Origin of the sequence: Pseudomonas sp. NPDC087814 (genome assembly GCF_044742865.1) — a bacterium.
Lineage (GTDB): Bacteria > Pseudomonadota > Gammaproteobacteria > Pseudomonadales > Pseudomonadaceae > Aquipseudomonas.
Map to the genome: position 1 here is coordinate 227,895 of NZ_JBIUVK010000005.1, position 14,550 is coordinate 242,444.

The following is a 14,550-nucleotide window of genomic DNA, read 5'->3' on the forward strand; positions in this document are numbered from 1 at the left end:
CGCACACAAAATAGAAAACATTATTTGCTTTATTTGTATACAAAAGCATAATTCGCTTCGTGCGAGTTCCTGACCTATTGGTCAACAAAACCCGCTGGTACCTCAAAGCGCTGCTGCCCACTCATGTGTCCGGCGCTGGAAATAACAATAAAACTCTTGAGGAGTACTTGCTGTGGAAAGCCGCAAATCCGAAGCCCCTACGCTCGACCTCTCGCCAACCCACAACGGTTGGCTGGAACGCCTGTTCAAACTCCGCTTGCATGGCACCACAGTGAAGACCGAGCTGATCGCTGGCCTCACGACCTTTATCACCATGGCCTACATCATCTTCGTCAACCCCAACATCATGGCCGACGCCGGCATCGATCACGGCGCGGCGTTTGTCGCCACCTGCATCGCCGCCGCGCTGGGTTGCCTGCTGATGGGCCTGTACGCCAACTGGCCAGTAGGCCTGGCGCCGGGCATGGGCCTGAACGCGTTTTTCACCTACACCGTGGTCGGGACCATGGGCTACAACTGGGAGACGGCACTGGGTGCGGTGTTTATCTCCGGTGTGTTGTTCATGATCCTGACGCTCTCACGCATTCGCGAGTGGCTGCTCAACAGCATTCCGGTGAGCCTGCGCCATGCCATGGGCGCCGGCGTCGGATTGTTTCTCGGGGTGATCGGCCTGAAAACCGCCGGCATCATCGTGCAAAGCCCGGCCACCCTGATCAAGCTCGGCTCCCTGCATGAACCCGCCCCATTGCTGGCGGCCATCTGCTTCCTGTTGATTGCGATCCTCAGCTACCACCGGGTATTCGGCGCGATCCTGATCAGCATCATCGCCGTGACCCTCGCCGGTTGGGGCCTGGGCCTGGTGGAGTACCACGGCATCCTGGCCACCCCGCCAAGCCTGGCGCCGACCTGGATGGCCATGGACGTGATGGGCGTGTTCAACGTCAGCATGATCAGCGTGGTGTTCGCCTTCCTGTTTGTGCACATGTTCGACACCGCCGGCACCCTGATGGGCGTGGCCCAGCGCGCAGGCCTGGTGAATGCCGACGGCAAGATCGAAAACCTCTCCCGCGCCCTGAAAGCCGACAGCGCCTCCAGCGTGTTCGGCGCCATGGTCGGCGTGCCGCCAGTCACCAGTTACGTGGAAAGCGCCGCCGGGGTTGCCGCTGGTGGCCGCACCGGGCTGACGGCGGTTACGGTTGGCGTGTTGTTTATCGCAGCGATGTTTTTTGCCCCGCTGGCTGGCATGATTCCGGCCTATGCCACCGCCGGCGCGTTGATTTATGTGGCGATGCTGATGATGAGCGGCATGGCCCATATCAATTGGGACGACGCCACCGACAGCATTCCGGCGATCGTCACGGCCATCATGATGCCCCTGACCTTCTCGGTGGCCGACGGCATCGCCCTGGGTTTCATCACCTACGTGGCGCTGAAGGCCGGCACGGGTAAACACAAGGAAATTTCCATCAGCCTGTGGGTGCTTTGCGCGATCTTCATCGCCAAGTTCGCGTTCCTGTAGGCCAACCCGCTTGACCCTGCCTCACCCCGTCGGGTGGGGCTTTTGTACGAATGGAGGAATGCAATGAGTCTGGAAACCTGGCTGCTGTTCAGCGGCGCTGCGCTGGTGGTGATCCTGATCCCCGGCCCCCTGTCCTTGCTGATGATCAGCAACAGCCTGAACTACGGCCTGCGCCGTTCGTACCCGGCCTTTCTCGGCGGGGTGATTGCTTCGATCTGCCTGCTGAGCGCCTCGGCGCTGGGTTTGGGTGCGTTGTTGCTGGCATCGGAACAGCTGTTCAGCGCCCTGAAGATCGTCGGCGCGCTGTACCTGTTCTACCTCGCCTGGCAGAGCTGGCAGCAATCCCGGCAACCGGCCCACGTCGCCGACGTACCGCAAGTGGCCGCCACCCCGCGTTTTCGTGCGCTGTTTGGCCGGGCCTTTGTGCTGGGCGCCAGCAACCCGAAGGACATCCTGTTTTTCGCCGCCTTCCTGCCGCAATTCCTCAGTGCCCAGCAGGCCTTTTTGCCGCAGTTGCTGATCATGATCGCCACCTGGACCGTGCTCGACCTGCTGTGCAAACTGGCCTACGGCCTCGGCGCCCATGGCGCCGCGCGCTACCTGCGCAGCGGCAGGGGCCAGAGCTGGTTCAACCGGATCAGCGCGGGCTTGTTCACAGGCGCCGGCGCTGCATCGCTATTGAGCCGCTGAAGATCCAGCCCCGATCGCACTGACGATCGGGGCCGCCTTTATGGTGCAATCAGCAGGCGAAAAAAAGCCCGCAGTGTGAGCGGGCGAAAAACCAACGAAGAGCTTTGGGGGTGTGAAGCGCGGTGACAACTCAGCTACCGCGATAGGTGGAGTAGCTGTAAGGCGAAATCAGCAAAGGCACGTGGTAGTGATCCTGTTCGGCGCTGATGCCGAAGCGCAGCACCACCACATCGAGAAATGCAGGTTCGGGCAGTTGCACACCGCGGGCGCGGTAGTAATCACCGGCGCTGAACTGCAACTGATAGACACCGCTGCGGTAGTCATCGCCTTGCAGCAGGGGTGCATCGCAGCGGCCGTCGCTGTTGGTCAGGGTGCTGGCGACCAGCTCAAGCTGTGCGCCCTCGACACGGTACAACTCAACCTTGATTGCGCTGCCAGGGCAGCCATGCGCGGCGTCCAATACGTGTGTGGTCAAACGTCCCATAGCGTCTGCGCGCCTCCCGAAGTCAGTAAAAAGTGAAAGACCGCACCTTTTCAGGTCACTGAAAAAGTCGGCGATGGCTGATTAAGACACTTTTCAAAAAAATTGTACACAATAAATTCAACAAGCCTGCGTTCCGTTGCTGACGCCGATACTGTAGGAGCGAGCTTGCTCGCGAAGATCGTTAACGATAACGCAGCGCTTCAGGGTTAACGAGGCGCTCTCAGGTTTTTCGCGAGCAAGCTCGCTCCTACAGTGAATGAGGTTTTTTTCAATTTAGCTGACCAGTCAGGCAGGTTTCTTGCAGTGCTATTCTGCAAAGACCCTGCGGAAAAAATGCAGAAATACAGGCTTACAAAGTGCACACTAAGTTGTATACAATCAGTCATCGTTGTGACGCCACCCAGTATTTCCGCTGCCCGGCCGCCACACACACCGCTACCACGAACAAGAAGGAAGACTGCAGTGAGCGCTGACTACCCACGCGACCTGATCGGTTACGGCAGTAACCCTCCTCACCCACACTGGCCGGGCAAGGCCCGTATCGCCCTGTCGTTCGTACTCAACTACGAAGAAGGTGGTGAGCGCAACATCCTGCACGGCGACAAAGAGTCGGAAGCCTTCCTGTCCGAGATGGTCTCGGCGCAACCGCTGCAAGGCGAGCGCAACATGAGCATGGAGTCGCTGTACGAATACGGCAGCCGTGCCGGCGTGTGGCGCATCCTCAAGTTGTTCAAGGAATTCGATATCCCGCTGACCATCTTCGCCGTGGCCATGGCCGCCCAGCGCCACCCGGATGTGATCCGCGCGATGGTCGCCGCCGGCCACGAGATCTGCAGCCACGGCTACCGCTGGATCGACTACCAATACATGGATGAGGCCCAGGAACGCGAGCACATGCTCGAAGCGATCCGCATCCTCACCGAACTCACCGGCGAGCGCCCACTGGGCTGGTACACCGGCCGCACCGGCCCCAACACCCGGCGGCTGGTGATGGAGGAAGGCGGCTTCCTCTATGACTGCGACACCTATGACGACGACCTGCCCTACTGGGAACCCAACAACCCGACCGGCAAGCCGCACCTGGTGATCCCCTACACCCTGGACACCAATGACATGCGCTTCACCCAGGTCCAGGGTTTCAACAAGGGCGACGACTTTTTCGAATACCTGAAAGACGCCTTCGACGTGCTGTATGCCGAAGGCGCGGACGCACCGAAAATGCTCTCCATCGGCTTGCACTGCCGCCTGATCGGCCGCCCGGCACGCCTGGCCGCCCTCAAGCGGTTTATCGAATACGCCAAGGGCCATGATCAGGTGTGGTTCACCCGCCGCGTCGACATCGCCCGTCACTGGCATGACGTACACCCTTTCCAGGGAGCCGCCAAATGACCGCGTTCCAAACCCTGAAACCGTCGACCCTGAGCCGCGACGAATTCGTCGCAGCCTTCGCCGACATCTACGAACATTCGCCATGGGTGGCCGAAAAGGCCTTCGACCTGGGCCAGGACGCTTCGATCGACGAGATCGAAACCCTGCACCAGCGCATGAGCGACATCCTGTTGAGCGCCGATCACGCAAGCCAACTGGCCCTGATCAACGCTCACCCGGACCTGGCGGGCAAAGCGGCCGTCCAGGGCCAGTTGACCGAAGCCAGCACTAATGAACAGGCTGGCGCCGGTATTCACCAATGCTCGAGCGACGAGTTTTCGCGCTTCACCGAGCTGAACGATGGCTACAAGGCCAAGTTCAAGTTTCCCTTCATCATGGCGGTAAAAGGCAGCAACCGGCACCAGATCCTTGCCGCGTTTGAAACGCGCATTCACAACTCGGTGGAAGCCGAGTTCAAATGCGCGCTGGCCGAGATCAATAAAATCGCGTTGTTCCGATTACTGACCCTTTAGCAGACCTGGCCCGAGCGATTCATGAACGCCCAGGGCCTGGCGAGCATCCCAAGCCACTTACTTTAAGGCAGACAAGAAGAATGAAAGCGCAACCCGTACCTTTCGAAAAGTTCGTCAACCTGGCCGACGCCCGCCTGGGCACCAAGATCATCTCTGTCACCGATGACTGGTTCGCCGACGCCAACCGTCTGTTCCAGCCGACCCCGGCCGTGTGGAAGGAGGGCGTTTTCGATGACAACGGCAAGTGGATGGACGGCTGGGAGTCGCGCCGCAAGCGCTTCGAAGGCTACGACAGCGCCGTGATCCGCCTGGGCGTACCGGGTTCGATCAAAGGCGTGGACATCGACACTTCATTCTTCACCGGCAACTTCCCGCCATCGGCGTCCCTGGAAGCCTGCTTCCTGGCGTCCGGCGAGCCGGATGACAACACCCAATGGGTTGAAGTGCTGTCGGCGGTGGAGCTGCAAGGCAACAGCCATCACTTCCACGAGATCAACAACGACCAGGCCTTCAGCCACCTGCGTTTCAACATCTACCCGGATGGTGGCGTGGCCCGTCTGCGTGTGTACGGCATTCCGTTCCGCGACTGGTCGGCGGTGGGCGACAACGAACAGGTGGACCTGGCTGCTGCATTGAACGGCGGCCGCGCACTGGCCTGCTCCGATGAACACTTCGGGCGCATGAGCAACATCCTCAACCCGGGCCGTGGCATCAACATGGGCGACGGCTGGGAAACCGCACGTCGTCGTACGCCGGGCAATGACTGGGTGATCGTCGCACTGGGCCACCCGGGCGAGATCGAGAAGATCGTGGTCGACACCCTGCACTTCAAGGGCAACTACCCGGACACTTGCTCGATCCAGGGCGCGTTCGTGAAGGGCGGCACCGACAGCCAGATCGAAACCCAATCGCTGTTCTGGCGCGAACTGCTGCCGGCGCAGAAACTGGAAATGCACGCTGAACACACGTTTGCCGAGCAGATCAAGGCGCTGGGCCCGATCACCCACATTCGTCTGAATGTGTTCCCGGATGGTGGTGTGAGCCGCCTGCGGGTTCTCGGTAAGGTCTCGAAGTAACACCCGATCGTTCCCACGCTCTGCGTGGGAATGCATACCGTGACGCTCTGCGTCACAAGAGCGGACGCAGAGCGTCCAGGGCGGCGTTCCCACGCAGAGCGTGGGAACGATCCATACACAAGATTAAGAAGACAGCCATGCGCACACTGATGATCGAACCCCTGACCAAAGAAGCCTTCGCCCCTTTCGGAGACGTTATCGAAACCGATGGCAGCGATCACTTCATGATCAACAACGGGTCGACCATGCGCTTTCATAAACTGGCGACGGTTGAAACCGCCACGCCAGAAGATAACGCGATCATCAGCATCTTCCGCGCCGACGCGCAGGACATGCCGCTGACCGTGTGCATGCTGGAACGACACCCGCTGGGCAGCCAGGCTTTCATCCCGCTGCTCGGCAACCCCTTTCTGATCGTGGTCGCGCCACTTGGCGATGAACCTGTATCGGGCTTGGTCCGCGCCTTCGTTACCAACGGCAGGCAGGGCATTAATTACCATCGCGGCGTCTGGCACCACCCGGTGCTGACGATCGAAAAGCGGGATGACTTCCTGGTGGTTGATCGCAGTGGCACAGGCAATAACTGCGATGAGCATTTTTTCAAAGAGGATGAGCGGTTGATCCTCGCCCCCCACCAATAAGAGAAGGTCTGATCACTCGACGACAGAGTGACAGGCGAGAGGTAAAGACTGTGGAAGCACATTTGATGGAATGGCTGAACCTGAGCGTGCGCTGGGTTCACATGATCACTGGCGTCGCCTGGATCGGCGCTTCGTTCTACTTCGTCTGGCTGGAAAACAACCTCAACCGCGTCAACCCCAAGGACGGCCTCGCCGGTGACTTGTGGGCGATCCACGGTGGCGGTATCTACCACCTGGAAAAATACAAACTGGCCCCGCCGACCATGCCGGACAACCTGCACTGGTTCAAATGGGAAGCCTACTTCACCTGGATGTCCGGCATCGCGCTGCTGTGCGTGGTGTTCTACGCCAACCCGACCTTGTACCTGCTGGCCCCGGGCAGCAGCCTCAGCGGTCCGGAAGGTGTGTTGCTGGGCCTCGGCTCGCTGCTGGCCGGCTGGTTCATCTACTCCTTTCTCTGCGACTCGGCACTGGGCAAGCGCCCCGCCCTGCTCGGCCTGATCCTGTTCGTGCTGTTGATTGCCGCCGCGTACGGCTTCAGCAAAGTGTTCAGCGGTCGTGGTGCGTACCTGCATGTGGGCGCCGTGATCGGCACCATCATGGTGGGCAACGTGTTCCGCATCATCATGCCGGCCCAGCGTGCGCTGGTGGCGGCCATCGCCGAAAACCGCACGCCCGACCCGGCACTGCCGGCCAAGGGTTTGCTGCGTTCGCGGCACAACAACTACTTCACCTTGCCGGTGCTGTTCATCATGATCAGCAACCACTTCCCGAGCACCTACGGCAGCCAATACAACTGGCTGATCCTCGCAGGTATCGCGGTGGCGGCGGTGTTGGTGCGTCACTACTTCAACACCCGTCACAACAGCCAGAAATACGCCTGGACCTTGCCGGTGGGCGCACTGGCAATGATTTGCCTGGCCTACGTGACCGGCCCAAAACCGGTGGCGACTGTACCGGAAGTGGCCAAGGCGCCAGCGGCCATCGAGTACCAGCCGCTGCCGGAAACGGCGTTGGGTGGCGGGCTTAAACCGGCTGCTCCAGCGGCACCTGCACCGGCACCTGCCGAAGCAGCACCGGCCCAGGCCTCGATTGATTTTGACAAGGTCCACGGGGTGATCCAGGAGCGCTGCGCGGTGTGCCATTCGGCCAAACCGACAAGCCCGCTGTTCAGCACCGCACCGGCCGGGGTGATGTTTGATACGCCGCAGCAAATCCAGCAAATGGCCCCGCGCATCCAGGCACAGGCCGTGGCCAGCCAGATCATGCCGCTGGGCAATATCACCCAGATGACCCAGCAGGAACGGGACTTGATTGGCACCTGGATCACTCAGGGGGCGCGTACCAACTGACTGATTAACGCAGGACTAGTGTGGGAGCGGGCTTGCTCGCGAATGCGGTGTGTCATTCAACACTTCAGGTGACTGAACCACCGCGTTCGCGAGCAAGCCCGCTCCCACATGGGATCTGCGGTGTGCTTTGACGAATGAGTTCCACCCGGCAATTGAATGCCGAACAACACAACAATAAAAAGATCCGAGGTGTTGCATGTCCCAGCTAGAAACGCAGACTCCTGCCGCGCCCGCCATGGTGCGGCTGCCCCTCTTGCAACTGATTCTGGTAGGCCTGCAACACGTCTTGCTGATGTACGGTGGCGCCGTCGCCGTGCCTTTGATCATCGGCCAGGCTGCGGGCCTGAGCCGTGAAGAAATCGCCTTCCTGATCAACGCCGACCTGCTGGTGGCGGGCATCGCAACCATGGTCCAGTCCTTCGGTATCGGCCCGGTAGGCATTCGTATGCCGGTGATGATGGGCGCCAGTTTCGCCGCTGTCGGCAGCATGGTGGCCATGGCCGGCATGCCCGGCATCGGCCTGCAGGGGATCTTCGGTGCGACCATCGCCGCCGGTTTTTTCGGCATGGTGATCGCGCCGTTCATGTCCAAGGTCGTGCGCTTCTTTCCACCGCTGGTGACCGGTACCGTGATCACCGCCATTGGTCTTTCGCTGTTTCCCGTCGCGGTCAATTGGGCCGGCGGTGGCGCAGCGGCGTCCACGTTTGGCTCACCGATTTACCTGGCGATTGCCGCGCTGGTGCTGGCCACCATCCTGCTGATCAACCGTTTCATGCGCGGCTTCTGGGTGAATATCTCGGTGCTGATCGGCATGGCCCTCGGCTACGGGCTGTGCGGGATGATCGGCATGGTCGACCTCAGCGGCCTGGCGCGCGCCCCGTGGGTGCAAGTGGTGACGCCACTGCATTTCGGCATGCCCAAGTTCGAGTTGGCGCCGATCCTGTCGATGTGCCTGGTGGTGGTGATCATCTTCGTCGAGTCCACCGGGATGTTCCTCGCCCTGGGCAAGATCACCGGCCAGGAAGTCACGCCGAAAATGCTCCGCCGTGGCCTGTTGTGTGACGCCGGCGCATCGTTTTTTGCCGGGTTCTTCAACACCTTCACCCACTCCTCGTTCGCGCAGAACATCGGCCTGGTGCAGATGACCGGCGTGCGCTGCCGTTCGGTGACGATCGTGGCCGGCGCGTTCCTGATTGTGCTGAGCCTGCTGCCCAAGGCCGCCTTTTTGGTAGCGTCGATTCCACCCGCAGTGCTGGGCGGCGCGGCGATTGCCATGTTCGGCATGGTGGCAGCCACCGGGATCAAGATCCTCCAGGAAGCCGACATTGCCGACCGTCGTAACCAGTTGCTGGTGGCGGTGAGTATCGGCATGGGATTGATCCCGGTGGTACGTCCCGAATTCTTTGCACAGCTGCCGCTATGGATGAGCCCGATCACTCACAGCGGCATCGCCATGGCCACGATCAGCGCGCTGTCGCTGAACCTGTTATTCAACATCCTGGGTGGCGCCGAACGCGCTGCCCCAAGCGCTCACGCACACCCACATTGATTCCTGCGTCACAACAAAAACAATAACGATCAGGGAACACACCATGTACGCCATTCACCCGGGGCCGGCCACGCGCCGTGCCCCATTCTCGCCCCGCGCGCTCTTTAACGGCGCACTTGAGCACAGGCCTGGGAGTCAGTATTCTCGGCGCCCGCTCAAATCGACTCAAAAAAAAACAGCGAATGTAAAAGCTGACTGCAAGGCCAACTTATCCCGGCCCCACGTCCGCAGCCAACGTGTGCAAAAACTCTCCGAATTCGACTGTGTTCATCACAGCCGACGGGGATTTTTTGGCTTTTTAAACACCTTGGCGCAGCTCTTGCTAAAAGCATCAAAGCTGACCGAACAGACGATTTTTGCGGCAAGCCAAAAGACGCCACACCAGAGCGTCCGCTTAGAAAAAAAACCAGAAACCTTTACCTCGGGAGCAACCGAATGAAACGTACCGTGAACAGCCTGATGCTGGCAGGATCCCTGCTGGCCGGGGGCCAGGCCATGGCCGGTGATCTGCTGCAGTGGCAGAACAACAGCCTGACTTATCTGTGGGGCAAGAACTTCACTGTTAACCCGCAGATCCAGCAAACCGTGACCTTCGAACACGCCGATGCGTGGAAGTACGGCGACAACTTCTTCTTCCTCGACCGCATCTTTTACAACGGCAAGGAAGACGGCAATGTCGGCCCGAGTACTTACTACGGTGAGTTCAGCCCACGCTTGTCGTTCGGCAAGATTTTCGACAAGGACTTGTCGTTCGGTCCGATCAAGGACGTGTTGCTGGCGTTCACTTACGAGTTCGGCGAAGGCGACAACGAGTCGTACTTGCTCGGCCCGGGCTTCGACCTGGCAATCCCTGGTTTCGACTACTTCCAGCTGAACTTCTACCAGCGCCAGACCGAAGGCAATCGCCCGGGTGACGGCGTATGGCAGATCACACCGGTGTGGTCGTACACGATCCCGGTGGGCAACTCCAATGTGCTGATCGACGGCTTCATGGACTGGGTGGTGGATAACGACAAGAACGCCCGCGGCACTTACCACGCCAACCTGCACTTCAACCCGCAGATCAAATATGACCTGGGCAAGGCGTTGCATTGGGGCGAGAAGCAGTTGTATGTCGGTATCGAATACGACTACTGGAAGAACAAGTACGGGATCCAGGACAGCGGCGCGTTCGAGACCAACCAGGACACTGCGAGCCTGTTGGTGAAGTACCACTTCTAACCAACACCGCGCCTCCCTGTGGGAGCTGGCTTGCCTGCGATAGCATCACTGCGGTGTAACTGAAACTGCGAGGTGCCTGCATCGCAGGCAAGCCAGCTCCCACACAAGCCCGCTCCCACATTCAGTCCGGTGTCAGGCCCAGGAACCGCTGCAACTCTTCGCGCTTGGCCAGCGCATCCCGCCTTCCCAGCTCGATCAATTCGCTGCAATACCCCGCCTCGAACAGCAGGTAGCTGAGCACACCCGCGCCACTGGTTTTGGTCGCGCCCGGCCCGCGCAGAAACAGGCGCAATGCCGCCGGCAATTCCTGGCGGTGACGTGCCGCGATTTCGTCGATTGGCTGACTGGGAGCGATCACCAATACTTCCACTGGCGCCAAACCTTGTATCGCCGCGTTGGCCGGCAACACGTGGCTGAACTGGTTCAGGCGCTCGAGCAATTCGATATCGCTTTCCAGGCTATCGATGAACGTGCTGTTGAGCATGTGCCCGCCGATCTGCGCCAACGTCGGCTCCTGGCCGGTGAAGGTGCGCGCCGGGTTCGATGGATCGTTGCCGCGCGGGTTGCCACTGACCCCCACCACCAGCACGCGGCTGGCGCCCAGGTGCAACGCAGGACTGATCGGTGCCGACTGGCGCACCGCCCCGTCACCAAAATATTCCTGGTCGAGTTTGACCGGCGCAAACAGCAACGGAATCGCCGAGCTGGCCAGCAAGTGTTCAACGGTCAATTGGGTGGGAATGCCGATGCGCCGATGCCGCAACCAGGCATCGATGGTGCCGCCGCCCTGATAGAAGGTCACGGCTTGCCCGGACTCGTATCCGAACGCGGTCACCGCCACAGCATGAAGGTGCTTCTCGCGGATCGACTGCGCGATCCCTTCCAGGTGCAGTTTGTCGCGCAACAAGTCCCGCAGCGGCGAACTGTTGAGCAGCGCCACTGGCACCTGCGCCCCCATCCCCAGCAGGCTGTGGATAAGGAATCGACTGGCCTGGCTGATCACCCCGGGCCAGTCGCTGCGCAGCACCAGGTGGCTGCGAAAGCCCTGCCAGAAGGCGGTCAGGCGCTGAATGGCGGCGGTAAAGTCCATGGCGCCACTGGCCAGGCTCACCGCATTGATCGCCCCGGCCGAGGTGCCGACAATCACCGGAAACGGATTGGCCGCGCCCGGCGGCAACAGCTCGGCAATCGCCGCCAGTACCCCCACCTGATAGGCGGCTCGCGCCCCGCCGCCGGAAAGAATCAAGCCTGTGACCGGTTCAGCTGGGCGCATTGCATCACTCCATGGTGCTTGGGGACTTCAGATCAACGGCGGCGTTTTTCATACAGTTTAGGTTCACCTGGCGGCCGGCTCTTGAAGCGGCGGTGCGTCCACAGGTATTGCTCGGGGCATTCGCGCACGGAGGCTTCGACCCACTGGTTGATGCGCAGGCAATCGATCTCGTCGGTTTCACCGGGGAAGTCGGTCAGCGGCGGATGGATCACCAGGCGATAACCGCTGCCGTCGGCCAGGCGTTCCTGGGTGAACGGCACCACCAGTGCCTTGCCCAGGCGGGCGAACTTGCTGGTGGCGGTCACGGTGGCGGCCTGAATGCCGAACAATGGCACGAAGATACTTTGCTTGGCGCCGTAGTCCTGGTCCGGTGCGTACCAGATCGCACGACCGGCCCGCAGCAGCTTGAGCATGCCGCGCACGTCTTCGCGCTCTACGGCCAGGGAGTCGAGGTTGTGCCGCTCGCGGCCACGGCGCTGGACGAAATCGAACAAGGGGTTGCCGTGCTCGCGGTACATGCCGTCGATGGTGTGCTTCTGCCCGAGCAAGGCGGCGCCGATTTCCAGGGTGGTGAAATGCAGGGCCATGAGGATCACGCCCTTGCCTTCCAGTTGCGCCTGCTTGAGGTGCTCCAGCCCTTCGACATGGGCCAGGCGCGCCAGGCGCGGCTTGGACCACCACCAGCTCATGGCCATCTCGAAGAACGCGATGCCGGTGGAGGCAAAGTTTTCCTTGAGCAAATGTTTACGCTCTTTAGCGGACTTTTCCGGGAAGCACAGTTCCAGGTTTCGTGCGGCGATACGTCGACGTTCACCGGCCACCCGGTACATTCCCGCCCCCAAGGCACGGCCAATCCCCAGTAAAGCCCGGTACGGCAACTGCACAATCAGCCACAGCAAACCGAGCCCCAGCCATAACAGCCAGAAGCGCGGATGAAAAAATACAGCTCGAAAACGCGGGCGATCCATTCAAGATTCCGGTAAAGACAACGGCCGCGCATTCTACAACGGTTCGACCCGGCTTGCGGCTAGCGGATGTTCTCGTTATAAGTCTCGACACTTTTCGTGACAAGCCGCTTTGCCGACCATGAGCCAAACCGAACCGCTAGACCAAGATCCCGTGTTCCAGTTGAAAGGCAGCATGCTCGCCATTACCGTGCTGGAACTGGCCCGCAACGACCTTGATGCCCTGGACCGCCAGCTCGCCGCCAAGGTCGCCCTGGCGCCGAACTTCTTCAACAATGCACCGCTGGTGCTGGCCCTGGACAAGCTCCCGGCCGGCCAGGGCGCGGTCGACCTGCCCGGGCTGATGCGCGTGTGCCGCCAGCATGGCCTGCGCACCCTGGCGATCCGTGCCAGCCGTATCGAAGACATCGCCGCGGCAATCGCCATTGAACTGCCAGTACTGCCGCCGTCGGGTGCCCGCGAGCGTCCGCTCGACCCGTTGGTCGGCGAAGAGAAGAAAAAACCGGAGAAACCGCCGGAGCCGACGATCAAGCCGACAAAGATCATCACCTCTCCCGTACGGGGCGGGCAGCAGATTTACGCCCAGGGTGGCGACCTTGTCGTCATCGCCCCGGTCAGCCCGGGGGCGGAACTTCTCGCCGATGGAAACATCCATGTATACGGCCCCATGCGTGGTCGTGCCCTGGCCGGCATAAAAGGTGACACCAAGGCCCGTATTTTTTGCCAGCAGTTGACCGCTGAGCTAGTGTCCATCGCAGGCCAGTACAAGGTTTCGGAAGATTTGCGCCGCGATCCGCTGTGGGGGGCCGGGGTACAAGTCAGCCTGTCGGGCGATGTGTTGAACATCGTTCGTCTTTAACGGATACTGCCGCATTTTCCAAGCATCTCTGGACTCTGATAGCACAGCGAAAACGGCAAAACTTGTGTAGGAATAATTTTAAGGTGGGGTTTGCCCAGGCAAACCGTGCTTTCTCCTACAAGAGCTGCCCGCCTGCAGCGAGTGACAAGAGATGTTTTTCAGGGACTAAAAAGTCCTTTTTCCTTAGGGGTGAAACACCTTGGCCAAGATTCTCGTGGTTACATCCGGCAAGGGTGGTGTGGGTAAGACCACCACCAGCGCCGCTATCGGTACCGGCCTCGCTCTGCGCGGCCACAAGACAGTTATCGTCGACTTCGACGTCGGCTTGCGTAACCTCGACCTGATCATGGGCTGTGAACGCCGCGTGGTTTACGACTTCGTCAACGTCGTCAATGGCGAAGCCAACCTGCAACAGGCCCTGATCAAGGACAAGCGCCTTGAGAACCTGTATGTACTGGCCGCCAGCCAGACCCGCGACAAAGACGCGCTGACCAAGGAAGGCGTGGGCAAGGTCCTCGCCGAACTGAAGGAAACCTTCGAATACGTGGTGTGCGATTCCCCGGCGGGTATCGAGACCGGTGCTCACCTGGCGATGTACTTCGCCGACGAAGCCATCGTCGTGACCAACCCTGAAGTCTCCTCGGTACGTGACTCGGACCGCATGCTCGGCCTGCTGGCCAGCAAGTCCCAGCGCGCCGAGAAAGGTGAAGATCCGATCAAGGAACACCTGCTGCTGACCCGCTACAACCCTGAGCGCGTCAGCAATGGCGAAATGCTCGGCGTTGAAGACGTGAAGGAAATCCTCGCCGTGACCCTGCTGGGTGTGATCCCGGAATCCCAGGCCGTCCTGAAGGCATCCAACCAAGGTGTGCCGGTGATTCTTGACGACCAGAGCGACGCCGGCCAGGCGTACAGCGATGCGGTAGATCGCTTGCTGGGCAAGACCGTGGAACATCGCTTCCTCGATGTTAAGAAGAAGGGATTCTTCGAGCGTATCTTTGGAGGCAACTATACAATGAA

15 protein-coding genes are annotated in these 14,550 nt (G+C 60.5%); 12 read left to right on the forward strand and 3 right to left on the reverse strand.

Features of this window, described 5'->3' with window-relative positions:
* Positions 1–172: 172 nt before the first annotated feature.
* Both ACIOMR_RS07000 and ACIOMR_RS07005 read left to right on the forward strand, forming a co-directional pair.
* Complete coding sequence (locus tag ACIOMR_RS07000; protein WP_003212843.1) at positions 173–1,519, forward strand: NCS2 family permease; 1,347 nt, start codon at positions 173–175, stop codon at positions 1,517–1,519.
* A 63-nt stretch (positions 1,520–1,582) separates the two neighbouring features.
* A complete protein-coding gene (locus tag ACIOMR_RS07005) occupies positions 1,583–2,209 on the forward strand; it encodes a LysE family translocator (RefSeq protein WP_008432192.1) in 627 nt (208 codons plus the stop codon).
* Between the two features lie 130 nt (positions 2,210–2,339).
* Here the strand turns inward: ACIOMR_RS07005 and uraH are convergent, their stop codons facing one another.
* Complete coding sequence (uraH, locus tag ACIOMR_RS07010) at positions 2,340–2,693, reverse strand: hydroxyisourate hydrolase (protein ID WP_003209117.1); 354 nt, start codon at positions 2,691–2,693, stop codon at positions 2,340–2,342.
* Positions 2,694–3,155: 462 nt separating this feature from the next.
* Here uraH and puuE point away from each other — a divergent pair, with 462 nt between their 5' ends.
* From puuE to ACIOMR_RS07050, 8 genes are all read left to right on the forward strand, one after another.
* A complete protein-coding gene (gene puuE / locus ACIOMR_RS07015) occupies positions 3,156–4,082 on the forward strand; it encodes an allantoinase PuuE (protein ID WP_008432189.1) in 927 nt (308 codons plus the stop codon).
* Positions 4,079–4,594, forward strand: coding sequence for a 2-oxo-4-hydroxy-4-carboxy-5-ureidoimidazoline decarboxylase (gene uraD / locus ACIOMR_RS07020; protein ID WP_087694786.1), 516 nt, complete (start codon positions 4,079–4,081; stop codon positions 4,592–4,594). The genes puuE and uraD overlap by 4 nt, the downstream gene beginning before the upstream one ends.
* A gap of 80 nt (positions 4,595–4,674) precedes the next feature.
* Positions 4,675–5,670, forward strand: coding sequence for an allantoicase (gene alc, locus ACIOMR_RS07025; protein ID WP_003209112.1), 996 nt, complete (start codon positions 4,675–4,677; stop codon positions 5,668–5,670).
* 137 nt (positions 5,671–5,807) lie between these two features.
* On the forward strand, positions 5,808–6,311 hold the full coding sequence (locus ACIOMR_RS07030) for an ureidoglycolate lyase (protein WP_003209110.1): 504 nt from the start codon (positions 5,808–5,810) through the stop codon (positions 6,309–6,311).
* 50 nt (positions 6,312–6,361) lie between these two features.
* Positions 6,362–7,663 carry a urate hydroxylase PuuD gene (locus tag ACIOMR_RS07035; protein ID WP_401193076.1) on the forward strand — a complete coding sequence of 434 codons (1,302 nt, stop codon included), beginning with the start codon at positions 6,362–6,364 and terminating at the stop codon, positions 7,661–7,663.
* Between the two features lie 196 nt (positions 7,664–7,859).
* Positions 7,860–9,212 carry a nucleobase:cation symporter-2 family protein gene (locus ACIOMR_RS07040; protein ID WP_087694784.1) on the forward strand — a complete coding sequence of 451 codons (1,353 nt, stop codon included), beginning with the start codon at positions 7,860–7,862 and terminating at the stop codon, positions 9,210–9,212.
* 43 nt (positions 9,213–9,255) lie between these two features.
* Positions 9,256–9,651: a hypothetical protein gene (locus ACIOMR_RS07045; protein ID WP_134326009.1), complete on the forward strand. Its 396-nt coding sequence runs from the start codon at positions 9,256–9,258 to the stop codon at positions 9,649–9,651.
* Positions 9,648–10,433 carry an outer membrane protein OmpK gene (locus tag ACIOMR_RS07050; RefSeq protein WP_003209104.1) on the forward strand — a complete coding sequence of 262 codons (786 nt, stop codon included), beginning with the start codon at positions 9,648–9,650 and terminating at the stop codon, positions 10,431–10,433. Before ACIOMR_RS07045 ends, ACIOMR_RS07050 begins: the two co-directional genes overlap by 4 nt.
* Positions 10,434–10,554: 121 nt before the next feature.
* On the opposite strand, the gene ACIOMR_RS07055 is transcribed toward ACIOMR_RS07050, so the two are convergent.
* Both ACIOMR_RS07055 and ACIOMR_RS07060 read right to left on the reverse strand, forming a co-directional pair.
* Positions 10,555–11,706 (reverse strand): patatin-like phospholipase family protein, encoded by a 1,152-nt coding sequence (locus tag ACIOMR_RS07055; RefSeq protein ID WP_401193080.1) that lies wholly within the window; start codon positions 11,704–11,706, stop codon positions 10,555–10,557.
* Positions 11,707–11,738: 32 nt separating this feature from the next.
* Positions 11,739–12,674, reverse strand: a complete 936-nt coding sequence (locus ACIOMR_RS07060) for a lipid A biosynthesis lauroyl acyltransferase (protein ID WP_003209101.1) — start codon at positions 12,672–12,674, stop codon at positions 11,739–11,741.
* 118 nt (positions 12,675–12,792) lie between these two features.
* Between ACIOMR_RS07060 and minC the strand changes: the two genes are divergently transcribed.
* Positions 12,793–13,530: a septum site-determining protein MinC gene (minC, locus tag ACIOMR_RS07065; protein WP_003209099.1), complete on the forward strand. Its 738-nt coding sequence runs from the start codon at positions 12,793–12,795 to the stop codon at positions 13,528–13,530.
* Positions 13,531–13,729: 199 nt separating this feature from the next.
* Positions 13,730–14,550 (forward strand): septum site-determining protein MinD (gene minD, locus ACIOMR_RS07070; RefSeq protein WP_401193084.1); only part of this gene is annotated, 821 nt, incomplete at its 3' end.

Bases quoted from the DNA above. Each gene is read 5' to 3' on its own strand.
- alc (WP_003209112.1), top strand. From the start codon at position 4,675: ATGAAAGCGCAACCCGTACCTTTCGAAAAGTTCGTCAACCTGGCCGAC.
- minC (WP_003209099.1), top strand. From the start codon at position 12,793: ATGAGCCAAACCGAACCGCTAGACCAAGATCCCGTGTTCCAGTTGAAA.
- ACIOMR_RS07050 (WP_003209104.1), top strand. From the start codon at position 9,648: ATGAAACGTACCGTGAACAGCCTGATGCTGGCAGGATCCCTGCTGGCC.
- ACIOMR_RS07045 (WP_134326009.1), top strand. From the start codon at position 9,256: ATGTACGCCATTCACCCGGGGCCGGCCACGCGCCGTGCCCCATTCTCG.
- uraH (WP_003209117.1), bottom strand. From the start codon at position 2,693: ATGGGACGTTTGACCACACACGTATTGGACGCCGCGCATGGCTGCCCT.
- ACIOMR_RS07030 (WP_003209110.1), top strand. From the start codon at position 5,808: ATGCGCACACTGATGATCGAACCCCTGACCAAAGAAGCCTTCGCCCCT.
- uraD (WP_087694786.1), top strand. From the start codon at position 4,079: ATGACCGCGTTCCAAACCCTGAAACCGTCGACCCTGAGCCGCGACGAA.
- ACIOMR_RS07040 (WP_087694784.1), top strand. From the start codon at position 7,860: ATGTCCCAGCTAGAAACGCAGACTCCTGCCGCGCCCGCCATGGTGCGG.
- ACIOMR_RS07055 (WP_401193080.1), bottom strand. From the start codon at position 11,706: ATGCGCCCAGCTGAACCGGTCACAGGCTTGATTCTTTCCGGCGGCGGG.
- ACIOMR_RS07060 (WP_003209101.1), bottom strand. From the start codon at position 12,674: ATGGATCGCCCGCGTTTTCGAGCTGTATTTTTTCATCCGCGCTTCTGG.
- ACIOMR_RS07005 (WP_008432192.1), top strand. From the start codon at position 1,583: ATGAGTCTGGAAACCTGGCTGCTGTTCAGCGGCGCTGCGCTGGTGGTG.